The following is a 20273-nucleotide window of genomic DNA, read 5'->3' as shown; positions in this document are numbered from 1 at the left end:
GCGCAGAGCCGCATTGTGCTGTTTGTCTAAATTGTCATGATATAATAACAGCATTGACTATTTATTGTCCTTGTTTAACCTTTAGGCAATCATAACAATTATTGGGGACGCCGAATTCACATCAAGACTGGTTGCTCGCGTCCGAGGCCGGGTACCCGTGATGTGCAGGGGATCTTTTTAGAAGCTCCTCATCATTTTCACTCGGCTTGATCGCCGGATACCAAAGTGAACAGACAATCAAAAAGAGAGGAACCAAGCATGAAATCCACAATCCGTACTTTTCTTGGTGGCGTAGCTGCAGCTGCTGTTCTCGCCGCAGGCACGATGACCGCGCAGGCTGACAGCTGGAAATATGCATTCGAGGAATCGCTGACCGAGGTTCAGGGCGTCTACGCCACCAAATTCAAGGAAGCGATCGAAGCCAATTCTGACCATACGATCCAGCTGTTCCCCTACGGAACGCTCGGCGAATCTGCCGATATCATGGAGCAGGCTCAAGCCGGCATCCTGCAGTTCGTTGACCAGTCGCCCGGCTTTACCGGCGCCTTGATCCCGGAAGCACAGGTCTTCTTCGTGCCCTATCTGCTGCCGACCGACCAAGCGCATTTGGCGCGCTTTTTCAAGGAGAGCAAGGCCATCAACGAGGACTTCCAGGGCCTCTATGCAAAGCAGGGCCTTGAGCTTCTGACCATGTTCCCCGAAGGCGAAGTGGCAATGACCACCAAGGAGCCGGTCAAGACCTGCGCCGACCTCAACGAGGTCAAGTTCCGCGTCATGACCAACCCGCTGCTGGTTGAATCCTACAAGGCCTTCGGCGCCACTCCGACCCCGCTTCCATGGGGCGAAGTCTATGGCGGCCTGCAGACCAACATCATTCAGGGTCAGGAAAATCCGACATTCTTCCTGTACTCGACAGGTCTGTACGAGGTGACGGATTACATCACCTATACCGGGCACAACAATTTCACCACGGCGGTGATGGCCAACAAGGACTTCTTTGATGGCCTGAGCGATGCCGACAAGAAAGTCATCGAGGACGCATCTGCGTCGGCCTTTGACTACATTGTCGAGTACCAGAAGGGCCTGGCAGACAGTGAACTCAAGAAGATCATGGAAGCCAAGCCCGAAATGACCGTGACGGTGCTCTCCGAAGAAGAACGCTCCTGCTTCAAGGAGGCTGCGGTTGGCGTGGAAGCCAAGTTCATCGAGATGACCGGTGACAGCGGCAAGGCCATTCTCGACCAGATGAAGGCTGATCTGGAAGCCACCAAGAACTGATCCCTGTCTGGTGACAGGCTCTGAGACTTCCGAAGGCCCTCTAGCGATGGCCTTCGGTTTGGCCAGCCAGCAAGCCGGGAGGCTATCTTGGACGACTTAAAGGAAAAAAATCCGCACGAATCCTCGCTGCCCGGTTTGTTGGGTACCATCGATTCAACAATCAGTCGGGTGGAGTCAGTGCTGCTGGCAGCGGGCGTTCTGCTGATGGCGTTCAACACCATTGCCAACGTCATCGGCCGCTTCGTTTTTCAATACAGCCTGTTCTTTTCCGAAGAACTCAACCGCATCCTGATTATCCTGATCACGTTTGCGGGCATCAGTTATGCTGCCCGGCAGGGCCGGCATATCCGCATGTCGGCGATTTATGACGCATTGCCGCCACCGGCGCGCAAAGGCTTCATGGTGTTGATCGCGGCTGTCACCGCGCTGACGATGTTTGCGCTTTGCTATTTCTCGATTGGTTACATCACCAAGGTGGCGGTCTCTGGCCGTGTGCTGCCGTCGCTGCAGCTGCCAGTTTACTGGATCTTCCTTTGGGTCCCGATCGGCTTCTTCATGACCGGCCTCCAGTACGCGCTGACTGCGGTCAAGAACCTGACCGGAGAAGACATCTACCTCTCGACCCGCGTGCTTGAGGGTTATGACCAAGACGAACTCGAGATTTGAGGGAAGACGATCCATGGCACTGACCATTTTCCTGATCATGATCGTTTTGCTGCTGCTCGGCTTCCCGATGATGATTCCGCTGCTTGTCGCCACGTTTGTCGGCTTTGTTTTCATGTTTGGCGATATCGGCAAGATGGACTTCATGGTCCAGCAGATGATGGCCGGGATAAGGCCTGCATCGCTGATCGCCGTGCCAATGTTCATTCTCGCAGCCGACATCATGACGAGGGGCCAGTCCGCCAATCGGCTGATCGACATGGTGATGAAATTCGTCGGTCACATCAAAGGCGGCCTTGCAGTCAGCACGGCTGCGGCATGTACGCTGTTTGGCGCGGTCTCCGGTTCGACCCAGGCAACAGTTGTCGCCGTCGGCTCGCCATTGCGCCCGCGCATGCTCAAGGCGGGCTACAAGGATTCCTTCGTCTTGGCGCTGATCATCAATGCGTCTGATATCGCCTTTCTGATTCCGCCTTCGATCGGGATGATCATCTATGGCGTTATTTCAAGCACTTCGATTTCCGAGCTTTTCATCGCCGGTATCGGGCCGGGGCTTTTGCTGCTGGTTCTTTTCTCGGCCTACAGCATGGCCTATGCGATCATCAACAAGGTGCCCACCGAGCCGAAAGCCAGTTGGGCCGAACGGGGTGAGGCCGTCAAGAAGGCGCTTTGGCCGCTCGGCTTTCCGGTCATCATCGTGGGCGGCATTTATGGCGGTATTTTCAGCCCGACCGAAGCCGCAGCCGCCTGTGTGCTTTATGCGATGATCCTGGAGTTCGTTGTCTTCAGGTCCCTGAGCGTCCCTGACATCTACCGGATTGCCAAGTCGACGGGCCTGATCACTGCCGTGGTGTTCATTCTGGTTGCGGCCGGTGCCGCGTTTTCCTGGGTGATCTCGTTTGCACAGGTCCCGCAAGCTATCCTCGCGGCCGTCGGCATTGCCGACATGGGCCCCAAGGGGGTGCTGGCGGTAATCTCGATCGCGTTCTTCATCGGCTGCATGTTTGTCGATCCGATCGTGGTCATCCTGATCCTGGTTCCGATCTTCGCGCCGGTGGTCGATGCCGTTGGTCTTGATCCGGTGCTGGTCGGTACAATCATCACGCTTCAGGTGGCGATAGGATCGGCGACGCCGCCGTTTGGATGCGACATCTTTACTGCAATCGCCATTTTCAAGAGGCCCTATATCGAGGTCATTCGTGGCATTTTCCCGTTCACGGTGATCCTGCTTTGCGTCTCTGTTGCCCTTATTTATTTCCCGCAAATCGCGTTGTTTCTGCGCGATCTCGCATTCAGGTAAGGGGGTTGATCAATGTTTGAACGAATCTTGATCGCGGTCGACGGATCGGAGGGATCCAAGAAGGCTCTTCGGCTGGCATCAAAGCTGCAGCAAACCTGTGGTGGCAACCTGATGGTTCTGACCGTGTTTCGACATCATTCGCTGCTGGAGGCGTCGATGTCGATGGTTCGACCGGATGAGCCGGAAAGCCTGGATGATTCCATGCGCAACTACGCCAAGGAAGTTGCCGAGGATGCCAAGGCCATCGCCGCAGAAGCGGGTGCCGGGAATGTGCGCGCATTTGTCAAAGCCGGGCAACCGGCACGGACGATCGTCAAATTTGCCGAAGAGCATGAGGCTGATCTGATCATCGTCGGCAGCCGGGGGCTTGGCGATATGCAGGGCTTTCTTCTTGGCAGCGTTTCACACAAGGTCACCAGCTTGGCGTCCATACCGGTTATGGTGGTCTGACGGGTTTCCAATAGGGCTGTGGATTGTGCCCCAAGGCGAGCGAGGAAATGAACGTATGAATGCCACCAGTGTTATGCGCTCGGATGAGATCGTCCGGTTCAACGATGCCAGCGCGACCGCACGCTTCGGTCTCATTGTGCTTGCCACTGATATGACAAGCGAGCGTGACCTCTATCGTCAACTACCACGGGACAATGTTGCCATCCATGTCACCCGGATAGGTTTCGAGAACCCGACGACGCCCGAGAACCTTCAAAAGATGGCGCCCCGGCTGACTGAAGCGGCGATGTTGCTGCAACCGCTGCAGCCCCTCAAGGCGATCTGTTACAGCTGCACAGCCGCGTCTGTTGCAATCGGCGATGATGCTGTCAGAACGTCGATCCACGCAGGAGTCGGAGGCGTGCCAGTGGTGACGCCATCAGGCGCCGCCCGGTTGGCCTTCGCTGCCCTCGGGCTCCGGCGCATCTCAATTCTGACGCCCTACACAGTTCCGACGACCGAACCGATGGCTGCCTATTTCACCAAGCACGGGATGGAGCTGTGCCACGTTGAATGTCTGGGCCTTGAGGATGACCGGGACATGGCAAGGGTGAGTGATGAGACTATCATCAAGGCCGCAATCGCAATTGACAGGTCCGACGCGGAAGCTCTTTTTCTGTCCTGCACCGGGTTGCCGGCAATCAACGTAATAACCGAAATCGAGCGACGCATCGGCAAGCCGGTGATCAGCTCCAACCAGGCGAGTGCCTGGGCGATGTCCCGGCTTGGCGGTCTTCACGATCACCGTCCTGCAGAATTCGGCAAGCTGTTTGAGTGTGCTCTGCCCGACCTTGCATTCGGCGAGGCTGCATGAGTATCTCCCAGCCCTTTGTTGATATCGGCGAAATCGAGCGTGCATGTGAAGCGATTGCGCAAACTGTGCGAACCACGCAAGTCAATGTGTCGCCATCACTGAGTGACCTTTCAGGCGTTCCGGTTTATCTGAAACTGGAGCACACGCAGTTGACCGGCAGTTTCAAACTGCGCGGTGCGACCAACGCCGTTGCTTCTCTCACGGATGAGGAAAAGCAGCTCGGAGTGGTTGGCGTCTCAACCGGGAATCACGGGCGCGGGCTGGCCTATGCGGCCAAGGCGGCTGGTGTCAGGTGCATCATTTGCATGTCGCGGCTGGTTCCTCAGGCGAAGATTGATGGGATCATGGCGCAAGGCGCCGAGGTCCGCATCATCGGAAACTCCCAGGACGAGGCACAGGTGGAAGTCGACCGGCTGGTCAACGAGGAGGGGATGACCATGATTCCGCCTTTCGACCATCGCCGGATTATCGCTGGGCAAGGCACTCTTGGTCTCGAACTTCTTGATCAGGTGCCGGATATGGCCACAGTCCTGATTCCTTTGTCCGGTGGTGGGCTGATCTCCGGGGTTGCCGCAGCACTCAAGGCCAGGCAGCCTCAAGTCCGTATCGTCGGGATTTCGATGGAGCGAGGTGCGGCGATGCAAGCATGCCTGAAGGCAGGCAAGCCAGTTCTGGTCGAGGAACTTGCCACGCTTGCCGATTCCCTTGGCGGCGGCATCGGCCTGGACAATCAGCTGACCTTCGCCATGACGCGCGACCTGGTCGACGATGTCATTCTTGTCAGCGAGGCGGAAATCGCTCGCGCCATCAGGCACATCTATTGGCAGGAACGACAGATTGTCGAGGGATCGGGCGCCGTTGGCGTGGCGGCTCTGCTTTCGCGCAGGATAGAGAGCGTCGGCCCGGTGGCTGCCATCCTGAGTGGCGGCAATATCGATATGAAACAGCATCATCGCATCATTTCAGGCGAAGATGTCGATGTGACCCAAGAGGCAGCGTGACATGACCGATATCAAGATCCTGACCGAGGCAGATTTGCGTGGCCTGGTGAAGCTGGATCTTGATGCTATCGACTGTGTCGAGCAGGCCTTTGCGGCATTGGCGAGCGGCGACGTGGTGATGCCGCCCATCCTCTCTATGGCGATTGCTCCGTTCAATGGCGAGGTCGATGTCAAAACCGCGTTTGTCCCCGGTATCGACAGCTTCGCCATCAAGATCTCGCCGGGCTTCTTCGACAATCCTAAAATCGGTCTGCCAAGCACATCGGGTTTGATGGTGTTGTTTTCGGCCAGAACCGGCATGCTTGAAGCGCTGCTGCTGGACAATGGGTATCTGACGGATGTCCGCACCGCTGCGGCCGGTGCGGTTGCCGCGCGTTACCTGTCGCGCGCCGATGCAACGACTGCCTGTATTCTGGGGGCCGGGTGTCAGGGGCAGATGCAGCTCAAGGCGCTCTGTCTGGTTCGTCCTATCGAGAAAGCGACCATCTGGGCGCGCGACCCGGAGAAGGCTGCCACGACGGCCGTTCAGCTCACCGCAGATCTTGGAATTGAAGTGACTGCGGCAGCAGATGTAGCAACAGCCGTATCTTCTGCGGATGTAATCGTGACCACGACGCCTGCTGCCCACCCCATTTTGAAGGCCGAGTGGTTGCGGCCGGGTCAGCACATTACCGCCATGGGCTCGGATCAGGATCACAAGAACGAGCTCGATCCGGCCTGCTTTTCCAAGGCTGACCTTTACGTGCCCGACCGGCTGTCGCAAACGCGCATGCTGGGTGAGCTACGAAGTGCCATTGCTGCAGGCGTCGTGGAAGCCGGTGCGGATTTCGCCGAACTCGGCATGATCGTTGCCGGCAAGGCCAGCGGACGACCGTCCGACGATGCGATCACGATTGCCGACCTGACCGGTACCGGCATTCAGGATACCGCTATCGCGACGTTTGCCAGCAAGCGCGCGCTTGCGGTGAATGCCGGCACAGACTTTTCAAACTGAGTACCCACCAAGAAAGGAAAACTCCCCGATGTCCGCGCCAGTTCTCAATTTCAGCCGGGACGAATATGCGCATCGCCTCGCCAAGACACGCACCGCAATGGATGCCGCAGGCGTCGACGTCATTGTGGTATCCGACCCTTCCAACATGGCCTGGCTGACCGGCTATGACGGCTGGTCCTTCTATGTGCATCAATGCGTGGTGGTGGGCCCTGACGGTGATCCGGTCTGGTTCGGGCGCGGCCAGGATGCCAATGGCGCGCGGCGAACTTCATATCTCTCCGACAGCACGATCATTGGCTATGCCGACAATTATGTTCAATCGACTGAACGTCATCCAATGGATTACCTCTCGGCAAAGATTGATGAGCGCGGATGGGGCAACAAGCGTATCGGCGTCGAGATGGACAATTACTGGTTCTCGGCGGCGGCCTTCGCATCCCTGCAGAAGCATCTGCCAAATGCCAGGTTCTCGGATGTCACGGCGCTGGTGAACTGGCAGCGCGCGGTCAAGTCGAGCCAGGAGCTTGATTACATGCGCAATGCGGCCCGGCTGGTTGAGCGGATGCACCAGACGATCTTCGACAAATGCGAGGTCGGCTATCGCAAGTGTGATCTTGTGGCCGACATCTACGAAGCAGGTCTGCGCTATGATGAGGGGCTCGGTTTTGGCGGCGACTATCCGGCGATTGTGCCGTTGTTGCCCTCGGGCGCGGACGCATCCGCACCCCACCTGACCTGGGATGACCAGCCGATGAAAAGCGGCGAGGGCACCTTCTTCGAGATTGCCGGCGCCTACAAGCGCTACCATTGCCCGTTGTCGCGAACCGTTTTCCTTGGTAAGCCGACACAGACCTTCATCGATGCCGAGAAGGCCGTGCTCGAAGGTATGGACGCTGGACTGGAAGCCGCCAAGGCGGGAAACCTCTGCGAAGATGTCGCAAACGCGTTTTTCAAAGTGCTGAGCAAATACGGGATCATCAAGGACAACCGAACCGGTTACGCAATCGGTCTGTCCTATCCGCCGGACTGGGGCGAGCGCACCATGTCGCTCAGACCGGGCGACAGAACCGTGCTTGAAGAGAACATGACATTTCACTTCATGACCGGACTCTGGATGGACGACTGGGGATTTGAAATCACGGAGAGCATTGCCATTGGCGCAACCGGGCCCGAGTGCCTGGCCAATGTCCCGCGCCAGATGTTTGTGAAGGATTGACCCGAAATGCCTGCCAATCCGATTGTTCCGACAATCCCGCTTAACGAAGACGGCGTGCATCACGGGTTTCTCCGTCTGCCCTACAGCCGTGATGATTCCGCCTGGGGATCGGTGATGATCCCCATCACCGTTATCAAGAACGGCATCGGGCCGTGTGCGCTTCTGACCGGCGCCAACCATGGTGATGAATATGAAGGCCCGGTCGCGCTGATGGATCTCGCGGTATCGTTGAAGCCCGAAGAGATCGAGGGCCGTGTGATTATCGTGCCGGCCATGAACTATCCGGCATTCCGGGCGGGAACCCGCACATCGCCGATCGATCGGGGCAACATGAACCGGTCGTTCCCAGGTTCGCCAAGCGGTACGGTGACTGAAAAGATTGCGGACTATATCCAGTCCGTTCTCTTGCCGGAGGCGAGTATCGTGCTCGACTTCCATTCAGGCGGCAAGACGCTGGACTTCATTCCTTTCGCGTCTGCCCATGTTCTGGAAAACAAGGAACAGCAGGCGGCCTGTGTGGCCGCGGTGGAAGCATTCAATGCGCCCTACTCGATGATCATGCTCGAGATCGACAATGTCGGGATGTATGACACGAGCGTCGAGGATCAGGGCAAGATCTTCGTCACCACCGAACTTGGTGGTGGCGGAACCTCAACGGCACGCTCAAATGGCATTGCCAAGAAGGGCGTTCGAAACGTGCTCAAACATGCAGGCATCATGAAAGGCGAGCTGGAGACAGCACCCTCCTTGATGCTCGACATGCCTGATGGTGATTGCTTCGTATTCTCCCAGGATGACGGCATGATCGAACCGGTCAAGGATCTGGGTGACGAGGTGAGCGAAGGCGAGATTGTTGCCCGCGTCTGGCCAACTGACCGCACCGGCAGAATGCCTGTCGAGTACCGGGCCCGGCGCTCCGGGATCGTGGCGTCGCGGCATTTCCCTGGGCTCGTCAAGGCCGGCGACTGCATGGTTGTCGTGGCGGTGAAAGTCGAGGCCTAACCCGGGTCAGGCCTTCTGGCGAGCTACAGGTTGAAAGCAAAACGCCCCGTCGGTTCACCGGCCGGGGCGTTTTGATATCGTGGTCGAGATGCCCTGTTTCAGCGGCGTCCCGTGTCAATCAATGCGGGCAGCGATGCTCTTGACCTTGCAATAGCTCTTCAGGCCTTCGAGACCTTTTTCACGACCAAAGCCCGATTGCTTGTTGCCGCCGAAGGGAACTTCGATGCCGCCCGCGAAATATTCGTTGATGTAGACCTGACCGGCATCGATATCGCGTGCCAGCTGATGCGCTTTGGAGAAGTCGCTGGTGAAGACACCGGCAACGAGGCCGAAGCGGGTGCAGTTGGCGAGATGCAGTGCATGTTCGGCATCATCAGCTTTCTGGACCGTAAGGACCGGGCCAAAAATCTCTTCCTGGACCAGTTCATCGTCCTCCGGCCGGTTGGCGACGATCGTTGGTTCTATGAAGTAGCCCTTGCCTGATTCCGTATTTGGCGATGACCGTCCGCCGCTGATGAATTCAGCCCCGCGGTCGCGCGCGCGATCAAGAAATCCGAGGATCTTGTCGCGCTGTAGCGCCGAGTTAACCGGCCCCATGTCCGGCGAGCGCAAGCCATGGCCCAGCGAAATCGCTTTTGCCTTCTTGCCCAGCGCCTCGACAAAGCGGTCGTGAATGGCGCTTTCGATCACCAGGCGTGAACCGGCTGAGCAGATTTGTCCGGCATGCTCGAAAATGGCGCCTGCCACATTTGCAATGGTGCTGTCGAAATTGCAGTCGTTGAGCACGACGACCGGTGATTTGCCGCCAAGTTCCATGACCGAGCGGGTGACGTTGTCGGCGCAGGCGCGCAGCACGCGTCCGCCGGTGGCTACAGAGCCGGTGAAAGTGACATGGTCGATCCCGGGGTGAGCAACCAGCGGTGCTCCGGCTTCAGCGCCAGTGCCGGTCACCACATTGCAGACGCCTGCAGGCAGCCCGGCCTCGGTGAGCAATTCCGCCAGAAGCAGAGCCGTGAACGGGGTCTGTTCGGCGGGCTTCGCCACCACCGTGCATCCGGCAGCAAGCGCCGGCGCCATGCCGCGGGCGGCAGTGGAGATCGGGAAGTTCCAAGGGATGATATGAGCGGTCACGCCCACTGGCTCGAACTGGCTGAAACCAACATAATTTGAGGGCAGCGGAAAGGTGCTTCCCTCAAGCTTGTCGCAGGCGCCGGCGTAGTATTCGAAAGTGCGGGCTGCGCCGGACACATCACCACGGGCTTCGCCAATCGGTTTGCCGCTGTCGAGACATTCTGCAATGGCAAGCCGCTCGCTGTTGCGGCGGATCAGCTCTGCCGTGCGGGCGAGGACACGGCCGCGTTCGGCCGGCGGTGTCTTGCGCCAGACGGCCAACGCCTTGCGCGAACTTGATACCGCGTCTGCGATGTCATCTGCATCGCCGCGGGCGAAATTGGCGAAAGCTTCGCCCCGTCCAGGATCCTCGCTGTGCATGGTGCGCCCGGAGCGTGCGGCCTTGAATTCGCCGTCGATGAAATGACCTTGAGGAAGCCCAAGATCCTTCGCGTCTGTGAGGTATTTCAAAAGGCTATCGGGTTGAGTGAGCATGGATCAGGCTCCCACGGAACTGATCTGGTACTTTGACTGCTCGAGCCAGGTCGGGCTGATCTCCACGCCCCAGCCGGGTGCATTGGTCACGGTCGCCTTGCCATCAACAATGGCGTAAGGCGATTCAACGAACAGTTCATCCTGCCACGGATAGTAATCCTCGCCCTCGATCGAGAATTCCAGATACTTGCCGGCATTCGGGATAGCGCGCAGCATGTGCATTGTGAACAGCGTGACCATTGACCAGTTGGCGCAATGAGGCGTGCAGGGCAGGCCTGACTTGTGCGCCATGTCGGCGACCCGCAGTGTGCGTGTCAAACCACCGAGATAGCAGATGTCGGGCTGGACGATGTCGACAGCTTTCATGTCGATCATCCAGCGCCAGTTCGGCAGTTCGCAATCCTGTTCGCCACCGGTCACATCAATGGAGACGGCTTCAGTGACCTGTTTGGTCTGCGCGTATTCCCAGTAGGGGCAGGGCTCTTCGAAATGGCTTATGCCATTGTCGAGCAGCAACTTGCCGATTTCGATGGCCTGATCCGGCGAATAGCAGGAATTTGCGTCTACCAGCAAAGCGACACTGTCACCCATGGCCTTGCGCATGGTGGGCACGATTTCTTCGGTCCTGCCGGGCCATTCATCCTTGCCGCGGCCGCACTCGGCGCCGATCCGGAACTTGAAGGCGTCAAAACCGAACTGGTCACGCAATCCGCTCAACCGCGCCGCCTCATCCTTGGGCGTGATGTCGCGCTTCATGGATGAGCCATAAGCGCGGATGGTGCCTGGCGTGCCGCCGATCAACTCGCAGACCGGTTTGCCTTCGAGGCGCCCGCGCAGATCCCAAAGCGCGGTATCAAGGCCGCCCAGTGCGCGCTTGAGGTAGGAACCGGGAAACTTGTGCTCTTTTTCAGGGATCAGATCGATAAGATAATCGATGTCGAGCGCTGATTGGCCGAGCGCATAGGGCGCCACCTGACGGTGCACGATCTGTGCCGTGATATCGGCGTAGTAGGGCGCGACCTGGCCCCAGCCGATGTCGCCGGTGTCTGTCGTGACCTTGACGAAGCAGACGAACTCGTTGGTGAACGTTTCAATGTGAGAGATTTTCATGTGTTGCAAACCTGTGCCGACGTTTTGGGAAACCGTAGCGGGACAATTGGACTTACGATAAGGTCCAATCTCGCAAAGCTTCCAGACCAATTTTATCCGCGATGAGATTCCAACCATGAAAACCAAGGCCGGAGCAATCCTCTCCTCAATCAGGATCGACAGAAGTCTCGACCGAAAAATCAGTGTGCAACTCTATATGGGTCTGCGGGATATCATTCTTTCGGGCGGGTTGAATGGTGGTGAAAGATTGCCGGCAACGCGGACCCTGGCTGGTGAATTGGGTGTTTCACGAACAACCGCACTAGATGCCGTCAGCCGGCTGATCTCTGAGGGATTGCTGGAATCTCATATTGGCGCGGGCACTTTCGTGAGCCATACGATGACCGGGCGGGCACCAGTGAAACCAAAGGCCGCAACGGGGGATGTGGAACGGGAGCCGCGTCTGTCACCGTCAATAATCCGGGCGCGCGAATTGTTTGCAGAGCGCCGACGGTTGCCGCACAAATCGCAAGCCTTTGTTACCGCGCTGCCTGCACTGCATTCGTTCCCCATGGCGCAATGGTCGCGGCTGTCGGCGCGTCATCTCAGATCAGACCGGGATGCAGTCATGGGGTATGGCAATCCATATGGCTTACCCCGTCTGCGCGCGGCCATCGCAACCCATCTCAACGCCAGCCGGGGCATCCAATGCGATCCGGAGCAGGTCTTTGTCGTTGGTGGGGCGCAGCAGGCTTTCTCTTTGATTGGCGACCTGTTGCTGGACCGGGGCGAGAAGGTCTGGTTCGAAAACCCCGGAGCCATCGGAGCGCGAAACGCGTTCATTTCACGAGGCGCCGAGCTGGTTCCTGTAAAGGTGGACGATGAAGGCATCGTCGTCGAAGATGGGCTGGCAAAAGCTCCCGATTTCAGGCTCGCCTTTGTCACCCCCTCGCACCAACAGCCTCTGAGCAAAGTTTTGAGCTTGTCGCGCCGACTGGCACTTCTTGATGCTGCCGACCGCGCAGACGCCTTTATCGTGGAGGATGATTATGATGGCGACTTCTATTTTGGCGATCAGCCGCTTCCAACGCTGAAGAGCATCGATACACATGGCCGTGTGATCTATGTCGGCACATTTTCCAAGACACTGTTTCCCTCGCTTCGGCTCGGCTTTCTGGTTGCGCCCGCCAGCATGGTAGATGTGATGTCGACCATCTTCTCCGCAGCCCTGAGCGGAGTTCCAACCTGGCCGCAAGCCATTGTTGCCGATTTCATCGATGAGGGGCATTTTGCGACCCATATCAGAACCATGCGGCAGCACTACAAGAAACGCCACGAGTTTCTGCATCAACATGCCCTTCAGCTGGAACCGTATATGCATATTCAGCGCGCTTCTGCAGGCTTTCACACGGTGGGATATTTCAGGGAGCCGGGACGCGATGAGGATGGTTTCGTCAGGGCGGCGAACGCGGCAGGGCTCACGCTGTCAGGCCTTGGCCGCTATTGCCTGGCTCCGATCGATTGCAAGGGGGTGGTGATCGGTTACGGTGCTGCCAGCGAAAGCGAGATCAAGCAAGGTATGGATGTGTTGGCTGACTTGTTTGTCTGATGCTGCTGTTCTGCGTTGAACTGCTTAAGGGGCGTTGGAGCAATTTGATCCAATCCAATAAGCGGTGGAGGAGAGCCTGACCCTGGAAATTGGTATGGAAAAATATCTATAATGGATATGCGGTGCAGTCCAATGAGGGGCTACGCTTTATGGCATCTGCGCGGGTTATAAGAAATAAAGCGCTGATATCCAGAGGGTTCAAAGGGAGTTCAACATGATCATGAAACTAGCAATTGCCGGGCTTTTGGCCACAACAGTCATGGCAGCCGTACCGGCGCAGGCCGAGACCTTGCGCCTTTTGACATGGGGCTCCTACGCTCCTGAAGAGTTGGTGAAGAAGTTCGAAGCGAAGTATCCCGACATCACTGTCGAGGTAACTTTCTCCAATAACGAGGAAATGGTTGCCAAGCTGCGCGCAACCGGCGGCGCCGGCTTCGATCTGGCCCAGCCAAGCCATGACCGCATTTTTGCCGTGCAGCAGGAATACAATATTTATAAGCCGATGGATCTGTCCAAGATCGATACGTCTGTCATGGAGCCCAAGCTGCTCGATGGCGTGAAGGCCAACACGACTATTGACGGCGAAGTCTATGCAGTGCCGCATCAGTGGGGCACTTCCGGCCTGATGGCAAACAAGACCATGGCGCCCGACTTGGCGGCTTGGGGCGACCTCTGCGATCCGCAATACAAGGGCAAGACCTCTATGCGCCTGCGTCGCACCATCCTTCTTGGGATGGCCTTTGACATGGGCGAAGATCCCTTCGCAGCTTACGCCGATCTCGACAAGTATCAGGCCATTCTGGACAAGGTCTCTGACAAGCTGATTTCCTGCAAGGATAATCTCAAAGCCTACTGGAAGGGCGGCGACGACCTTTCAGCGATGATGATGTCGGGCGAGATCGTGGCGTCGGAGACCTGGGACTCGACCGCCTACAAGCTCTATGGTGAGAACAAGGACATCGTGTTCGTGCCGCCAAAGACCGGCGCACTGGCCTGGATCGATACCTTCGCGCTGCCGCGCAAGGGTGAAGCTGATGATGCTGCTTACAAGTGGATCAACTTCGTGCTCGAGCCTGAAAACGTGAAGATCATGTCTGCCAGCACCGGCTCCATGGCGTCGGTCAAAGGCGCCAAGGACCTGTTGCCGGATGACAAGAAGGCTGCAGTCAACGCTGCCTTTTCCGACGAAGACATCAGCAACCTGAAGTTCTTCGCCAACATCCCGGCAGGCGTCGAGGACATGGAAGGCAAGACCCTCGAGAAGATCAAGGCTGCCACCGGCTCCGAATAAGCCCTGGCCTGACGCTTTTTTCTCGTACGACAAAGTGTGGCCGCGCGATCTGGTTTGCGCGGTCACAGTTTGAAGTTTTATGGATCTCCCGCGACACTGGACTGGGCACTCGATGCAATCAAACACCGAGAATGATCTGGAATGCATTCAGATTCAAAAGCATTTTGGCTCTGTTCGAGCCGTTGACGACGTCTCTTTCGAGATCCCCAAAGGCTCATTCTTTTCCATCCTCGGGCCGTCTGGATGTGGCAAGACAACCCTGATGCGGATGATCGCCGGGTTTGAACAGCCATCTTCCGGCGATATCCGGATCAAGGGGAATTCCGTTATCGGTACGCCGCCAAACCGGCGCAATGTGAAGATGGTGTTTCAGCACCTGGCCCTGTTCCCGATGATGAATGTCTATGAGAACATTGCCTACGGCCTGCGCTGTGCCGGTGCATCCAAAAGCGAGATCCGCACCAAGGTGCATGATGTTCTCGAGCGTATCTCGCTGCCCGATGTTGCCAATCGTGAAATTACTCAACTGTCAGGCGGCCAGAAACAACGTATTGCCATCGCTCGCTGCATGGTTCTTGACCCCGACGTGCTGCTGCTCGATGAGCCGCTCGGCGCGCTGGATTTGAAATTGCGCGAGGCGATGAAGATAGAGCTGAAGCTGCTGCAGCACCAGTTCGACACGACCTTTGTCTATATCACCCACGACCAGTCCGAAGCGCTGGTGATGTCTGACAATGTTGCCATCATGAACCAGGGCAAGTTTGTTCAGATCGGCACGCCGCAGGAACTCTATCACAAGCCGTCTGCTGCTTTTGTGGCCGGATTTGTCGGGGATACCAACCGCTGGGCTGGTCGCGTGACCCGGGTCGAGAGCGGCACGGTCGAAGTGGAAACCGAAGCCGGGCTGACCATGCGCGGATCAATCCGTGGTGCAGGCACTCCCGGTGTCGGTGACGTGGTGACCGCGTTTGTCCGTCCGGAGTTCATCACGGCAGAAAAATCCAACGGTTCTGCCACCGCATCGTCCGGCTCCCAGAACGTCATTCAAGGAAAAATTGACAGTATCCTCTTCAATGGCGCCAACAGCCGTGTCCTGGTCAGGGATCGGGCTGGCGAGTTGATTGAGGCTGACGTGGTGCTGACGGGTGGCCCCCAGGATTTGAAGCCAAAGGATGACGTCACGCTTTCATGGTCGCCGGAACAGACCATGAGTTTCAAGGCTTGAGGGCGACAAGATGATGCAGAGTGATATCAAGCGTCTGTCTCTGATTTTGCTGTTTGCGCCGTTCGCGCTGTGGATCGTGCTGCTTATCATCCTGCCGCATCTTGGCATGTTCTATATTTCGCTGCGCGAGAAGGTCGGGCCGCGGATGTATGAGTTCGGGCTGGAGAATTACATCAATTTCTTCATCGAGCCGATCTACTGGAACACGCTGATCCGGACCGGTACGATGTCGCTTCTGGTGACTGCTCTGGCTTTGGTGCTGGGGTTTCCGATTGCCTATTACATTGCCAAGATTGCGGGGCACCGGACTCGCGGCGCACTGTTCCTTATGTGCCTGATTCCACTTTGGGTCAGCGATCTGATCCGGGCTTTTGGCTGGATCCTGCTGCTCAGGGAAACCGGAATTATCTCCAGCAGTCTGCAATGGGCAGGACTGGTCAGCACGCCTATCGAGTTTCTCTACAATGACGCGACCGTGATCGTGGGGCTCGTCTACACCGTCATCCTGTTCATGATCGTGCCGCTGGTTTCGACACTGGATGGCATGGATGATTCGATGATTGAGGCCGGGTACAATCTTGGCGGCAACGGGCCGACCGTGCTGCGCCGGATCATCATACCCTATGCCATGCCGGGCATCGTTTCAGGCTGCATAGTTGTCTTCATGCTGACCGCGGGCAGCTACCTGACGCCAATCCTGCTGGGCGGCAAGAATTCGAGCTGGTTCACCGAGCAGATCTATGACCAGTTCATCACCCGCTACAACTGGGAATCCGGCGCTGCATTCGGCTTCCTGCTGCTGGCATTCACATCGCTCGTAGTCTGGGCCGGGCTGAAACTTTCGGGTCAGACACTCAACAGCACGGTGGCGAGAAGCTGATGGCTATCAAACCCAACACCGCTTTTCTGACCAGCTACCAGCTTTATGTGGCTGCCTTCTTCATCTTTCTGGCGGCACCTCTGATTGCAGCCGGGATGTTCGCATTCAACGATTCCGTGTTTCCGTCGCTGCCTTGGCAGGGTTTCACGCTTGACTGGTTCTTCAACGATACCGAGCCAAAACTCGGTATGTTTCATGACCGAAGGCTTCTGCGCGGGCTCTACTACTCCTTTGTCATAGCAAGCTTTGTGTCGCTGCTTTCTGTGTTTGTCGGTACCTGCAACGCGTTTCTGTTTGTGCGCTGCAAGTTCCCGGCAAAGGATTTCTTCTACATCATGATGGTCCTGCCGCTTGTCATTCCCGGCGTGATCCTCGGTATCTCGATCCTGCTGCTTGCCAGCAATATAGCCAACGGCGCCGAGGAGGCTCTTTCCATCGACCTCGATTTCCTGCGGCCTGGGATCGTGCTGGTGGTGCTTGGGCAGTTTTCCTTTATCACCACAATCACCTCGCTGGTGATAATTGCACGCCTGCGGAAGTTCGATGCTTCGATGGAGGAGGCAGCATATAATCTTGGTGCAAGCCGGGTGCGCGTGTTGCGCACGATCACACTGCCATTCCTGTTTCCTGCAATGGCGGCAGCCGGAATCGTGGCGTTTCTTGTGTCGTTTGAGAATTTCAATACGACGCTGTTTCTGGTAGGCTCGGAGGCTCCGCTGACGATCACCATGTATGACCGGATGGTCAAGGTCGGCTCAACACCGGTGCTCAATGCTGTTTCGTTCTTCCTGATGATCGGCTCTGCACTGCTGGCACTGGTCTCCGTACTGGTGCAGCGCGACAAATCCCAAACCTGAGCACCCAAACCCTAAGAGTGGCGCACCCCGTGCAGACATATGACTTTGTGATCGTTGGCGCAGGTTCGGCTGGCTGTGTGCTGGCCAACCGTTTGACCGAGAACGGCAAATATTCCGTGCTGTTGCTCGAAGCTGGCGGCCATGACAGGAATTTCAAGATCTGGATGCCGATCGGCTATGGCATGGCGTTCTACGACAAGCGCATCAATTGGATGTACCGATCAGAACCTGATCCGGGCACCGACAATCGTGTGAGTTACTGGCCGCGCGGCAAGGTGATTGGTGGCTCTTCCTCGATCAACGCCATGGTCTATATCCGCGGTCACCATGGCGATTTTGATGACTGGGCGTCGATGGGCAACCGGGGCTGGGGTTGGAACGATGTGCTGCCCTATTTCAAGAAGAGCGAAACCAGTGATCAGGGCGGCACAGAGTGGCGGGGCGAGAATGGTCCTCTCTATGTGTCGACCATGGAACGGGACCTTCACCCGACCTGCCAGAATTTCATCAGGGCAGGGGAGGAAACGGGGCTCACCTACAACCCGGATTTCAATGCCGGCACCAACGAGGGTATCGGGTTGTATCAGAACACGGCCAAGGGCGGCTTTCGCATGTCTGCGGCCCGAGCCTATCTGCAGCCGGCACGCAAACGGTCCAACCTGACCGTCATCTCTCGCGCTCATGCCACTCGTATTTTGTTCGAAGGCACTCGGGCCACCGGCGTCGAGTATATCCGCAACGGTCGCACGGAACAGGTTCGTGCCGGACGGGAGGTCATCGTCTCGGGCGGCTCGGTGAACTCACCGCAACTGCTGATGCTGTCCGGCGTCGGTCCCAGCGATGCTCTCAAACGCCATGGCATTGATGTCGTCCGGCAGCAGCAGAACGTCGGGCAAAATATGCAGGATCATCTGTGCATCGATCACACATACAGAACCAAGGTACGGACGCTCAATGATGACCTGAGGCCTCTTTTTGGCAAATTGCGTCACGGCATCAACTACGTGCTCAGGCGCAGAGGACCACTCGCGCTCGGCGTCAATCAAGCCGGCGGCTTTATCCGGACCCGGCCGGACCTTGAGCGCCCCAATATGCAGCTCTATTTCTCGCCCGTCAGTTATACCAAAGCACCTGCTGGAAAGCGTCCGTTGATGAGCCCGGATTCCTTTTCCGGCCTGATCATGGGAACGCAGCCGACACGGCCGACCAGCCGCGGTCATCTGGAACTCCGGTCATCCGATCCATTGGATGCACCGGCAATCCATCCCAACTACCTTTCGACCAACCACGATGTTGCCGAACAGCTTGAAGGTGCGCGGTTCCTGCGCAAGCTCGCCGAGGCGCCCGCGTTCGCCGAGATTCTTGAAGAGGAAATCCGGCCTGGACGGCAGGTGGAAACGGATGATGAAATGATCGCCGATATCCGCGCGCGAGCCGGAACTGTGTTTCACCCTGTCAGCACCTGCCGAATGGGCGAAAGTGAAACGGACAGTGTGGTGAATGCACGACTGCAGATTCACGGACTGGCAAACCTTCGGGTGATTGATGCCTCAGTGTTTCCAACCGTGACATCGGGAAACACCAATGCACCCACAATCATGGTGGCGGAAAAAGGGGCTGACATGATCCTTTCCGACCACGCGGGAAACTAACATGACAAAGCCAAGCGATTGTTTCAGCCCTGATTTCAAGCCTACACCCTACTGGTGGGATGCCAGCCCCAGGCAAGCCGGCGATATGGCGAAGCTGCCGGAGACAGCCGATGTCCTGATCATCGGATCCGGTTACACGGGGCTTCATGCGGCCGTTCAGACAGCTCGGGCCGGGCTTGATACGGTTGTAGTGGATGCGGAGGCTGCAGGCTTCGGGTGCAGTACGCGCAATGGCGGGCAAATCTCCACCAGCGTTAAACCATCGTTTTCGACACTGTCCAAGAGATATGGTGAAGCTCGTGCAACCGCCCTTCTTAAGGAAGGCCAGGCCTCGCTGGATCACGTGGCTCAATTCGTCGGCGCAGAAAACATCGATTGCGATTTCAGCGAAGTCGGCCGGTTCCACGGGGCACATACCGCGGGCCAGTATGACAAACTGGCTAAAGATTGCGAGGTTCGCCATCCGGGTTTCGTGACCGGAGCTTTCATGGTGTCGCGCGACAACCAGCACAGCGAACTTGGCACCGACGCCTACTATGGCGGTATTGTTTTCCCGCGGCATGCGAGCATCGACCCGGGCAAATACCATTCGGGGCTCTTGAATGTTGCAAGGTCTGCGGGTGCCAATATCATCAGCCAGTGCCGCGTCAACGATCTGGAGCGGAAACCGCTCGGTTTCGAAGTCTCGACCGACAAGGGTCGCATCCGGGCCAATAAGGTTATCATCGCGACCAATGGTTATACCGGTCCACTGTCGCCATGGCAGCAGCGGCGGGTGATCCCGATCGGCTCCTACGTGATCGCGACGGAAGAAATTCCCAAGGAAACCATGGACCGGCTGTTTCCCACCAACCGGATCCTGTCTGACACCAGAAAGCTGGTTTATTATTACCGTCCGTCTCCGGACCGGAAGCGGATCCTGTTTGGCGGACGAGTATCGCTGCAGGAAACTGATCCGCGCAAGAGCGGCCCAAAGCTCATGGCGGAGCTCGTCCGGCTGTTTCCGGAACTCAGCCAGACCCGCATCAGCCATTCATGGGCAGGGATCGTGGCGTTCACCTTCGACACGCTGATGCATTGTGGTGAAGACAAGGGCCTCTACTACGCCATGGGTTATTGCGGCTCGGGCGTGGGAATGGCGGGCTATCTTGGCTCAAGGCTCGGCAGGACTGCTGCAGGCGTCGACAAGGAACTGGGCGCCTTCAGCCAGATCCCGTTCCCGACGCGGCCGTTCTACACCGGAAAGCCGTGGTTCCTTGGCCCGTCCGTTGCCGTGTACCGGCTGCGCGACAGGCTTGGGATCTGAGC

At 57.5% G+C, this 20273-nt stretch carries 18 protein-coding genes; 16 read left to right on the top strand and 2 right to left on the bottom strand.

What is annotated here, in order from left to right; genetic code table 11:
- The first annotated feature begins 258 nt into the window (after positions 1-258).
- The 9 genes from dctP (at position 259) to doeB (ending at position 8757) form a co-directional block, all read left to right on the top strand.
- Positions 259-1278 (top strand): TRAP transporter substrate-binding protein DctP, encoded by a 1020-nt coding sequence (gene dctP, locus WNZ14_RS00690; protein WP_342866697.1) that lies wholly within the window; start codon positions 259-261, stop codon positions 1276-1278.
- Between the two features lie 87 nt (positions 1279-1365).
- A complete protein-coding gene (locus WNZ14_RS00685) occupies positions 1366-1944 on the top strand; it encodes a TRAP transporter small permease (RefSeq protein WP_342866696.1) in 579 nt (192 codons plus the stop codon).
- Between the two features lie 13 nt (positions 1945-1957).
- The gene (locus WNZ14_RS00680) at positions 1958-3241 is read left to right on the top strand and encodes a TRAP transporter large permease (RefSeq protein ID WP_342866695.1); all 1284 of its coding nucleotides are present in this window, start codon (positions 1958-1960) and stop codon (positions 3239-3241) included.
- Positions 3242-3253: 12 nt separating this feature from the next.
- Positions 3254-3691 (top strand): universal stress protein, encoded by a 438-nt coding sequence (locus WNZ14_RS00675; RefSeq protein ID WP_342866694.1) that lies wholly within the window; start codon positions 3254-3256, stop codon positions 3689-3691.
- A 55-nt stretch (positions 3692-3746) separates the two neighbouring features.
- Positions 3747-4544 (top strand): aspartate/glutamate racemase family protein, encoded by a 798-nt coding sequence (locus tag WNZ14_RS00670; protein ID WP_342866693.1) that lies wholly within the window; start codon positions 3747-3749, stop codon positions 4542-4544.
- A complete protein-coding gene (eutB, locus tag WNZ14_RS00665; RefSeq protein ID WP_342866692.1) occupies positions 4541-5545 on the top strand; it encodes a hydroxyectoine utilization dehydratase EutB in 1005 nt (334 codons plus the stop codon). Before WNZ14_RS00670 ends, eutB begins: the two co-directional genes overlap by 4 nt.
- Position 5546: 1 nt before the next feature.
- Positions 5547-6539, top strand: coding sequence for an ectoine utilization protein EutC (gene eutC, locus WNZ14_RS00660; RefSeq protein ID WP_342866691.1), 993 nt, complete (start codon positions 5547-5549; stop codon positions 6537-6539).
- Between the two features lie 28 nt (positions 6540-6567).
- Complete coding sequence (gene doeA, locus WNZ14_RS00655) at positions 6568-7755, top strand: ectoine hydrolase DoeA (protein ID WP_342866690.1); 1188 nt, start codon at positions 6568-6570, stop codon at positions 7753-7755.
- Between the two features lie 6 nt (positions 7756-7761).
- The gene (gene doeB / locus WNZ14_RS00650; protein ID WP_342866689.1) at positions 7762-8757 is read left to right on the top strand and encodes a N(2)-acetyl-L-2,4-diaminobutanoate deacetylase DoeB; all 996 of its coding nucleotides are present in this window, start codon (positions 7762-7764) and stop codon (positions 8755-8757) included.
- A gap of 114 nt (positions 8758-8871) precedes the next feature.
- Here doeB and WNZ14_RS00645 read toward each other — a convergent pair whose 3' ends face one another.
- Both WNZ14_RS00645 and WNZ14_RS00640 read right to left on the bottom strand, forming a co-directional pair.
- Positions 8872-10362, bottom strand: coding sequence for an aldehyde dehydrogenase family protein (locus WNZ14_RS00645; protein ID WP_342866688.1), 1491 nt, complete (start codon positions 10360-10362; stop codon positions 8872-8874).
- A 3-nt stretch (positions 10363-10365) separates the two neighbouring features.
- Positions 10366-11472 (bottom strand): mandelate racemase/muconate lactonizing enzyme family protein, encoded by a 1107-nt coding sequence (locus tag WNZ14_RS00640; RefSeq protein ID WP_342866687.1) that lies wholly within the window; start codon positions 11470-11472, stop codon positions 10366-10368.
- A 115-nt stretch (positions 11473-11587) separates the two neighbouring features.
- Here WNZ14_RS00640 and WNZ14_RS00635 point away from each other — a divergent pair, with 115 nt between their 5' ends.
- The 7 genes from WNZ14_RS00635 to WNZ14_RS00605 all read left to right on the top strand — a co-directional run bounded on the left by WNZ14_RS00635 (position 11588) and on the right by WNZ14_RS00605 (position 20271).
- Entirely contained in the window at positions 11588-13060 is a 1473-nt protein-coding gene (locus WNZ14_RS00635; protein ID WP_342866686.1) for a PLP-dependent aminotransferase family protein, read from the top strand.
- A 214-nt stretch (positions 13061-13274) separates the two neighbouring features.
- The gene (locus WNZ14_RS00630; RefSeq protein ID WP_342866685.1) at positions 13275-14351 is read left to right on the top strand and encodes an extracellular solute-binding protein; all 1077 of its coding nucleotides are present in this window, start codon (positions 13275-13277) and stop codon (positions 14349-14351) included.
- A 112-nt stretch (positions 14352-14463) separates the two neighbouring features.
- Complete coding sequence (locus WNZ14_RS00625) at positions 14464-15576, top strand: ABC transporter ATP-binding protein (protein WP_342866684.1); 1113 nt, start codon at positions 14464-14466, stop codon at positions 15574-15576.
- A gap of 10 nt (positions 15577-15586) precedes the next feature.
- Positions 15587-16456, top strand: coding sequence for an ABC transporter permease (locus WNZ14_RS00620; RefSeq protein WP_342866683.1), 870 nt, complete (start codon positions 15587-15589; stop codon positions 16454-16456).
- On the top strand, positions 16456-17313 hold the full coding sequence (locus WNZ14_RS00615) for an ABC transporter permease (protein WP_342866682.1): 858 nt from the start codon (positions 16456-16458) through the stop codon (positions 17311-17313). The genes WNZ14_RS00620 and WNZ14_RS00615 overlap by 1 nt, the downstream gene beginning before the upstream one ends.
- A 29-nt stretch (positions 17314-17342) precedes the next feature.
- Positions 17343-18965, top strand: a complete 1623-nt coding sequence (locus WNZ14_RS00610) for a GMC family oxidoreductase N-terminal domain-containing protein (RefSeq protein WP_342866681.1) — start codon at positions 17343-17345, stop codon at positions 18963-18965.
- Position 18966: 1 nt separating this feature from the next.
- On the top strand, positions 18967-20271 hold the full coding sequence (locus WNZ14_RS00605) for an FAD-binding oxidoreductase (protein WP_342866680.1): 1305 nt from the start codon (positions 18967-18969) through the stop codon (positions 20269-20271).
- Positions 20272-20273: the final 2 nt, after the last annotated feature.

It is taken from the genome of Hoeflea sp. AS60, from assembly GCF_038900115.1.
Classification (GTDB): domain Bacteria; phylum Pseudomonadota; class Alphaproteobacteria; order Rhizobiales; family Rhizobiaceae; genus Hoeflea.
This window is presented reverse-complemented; position numbering and strand designations above follow the sequence as displayed.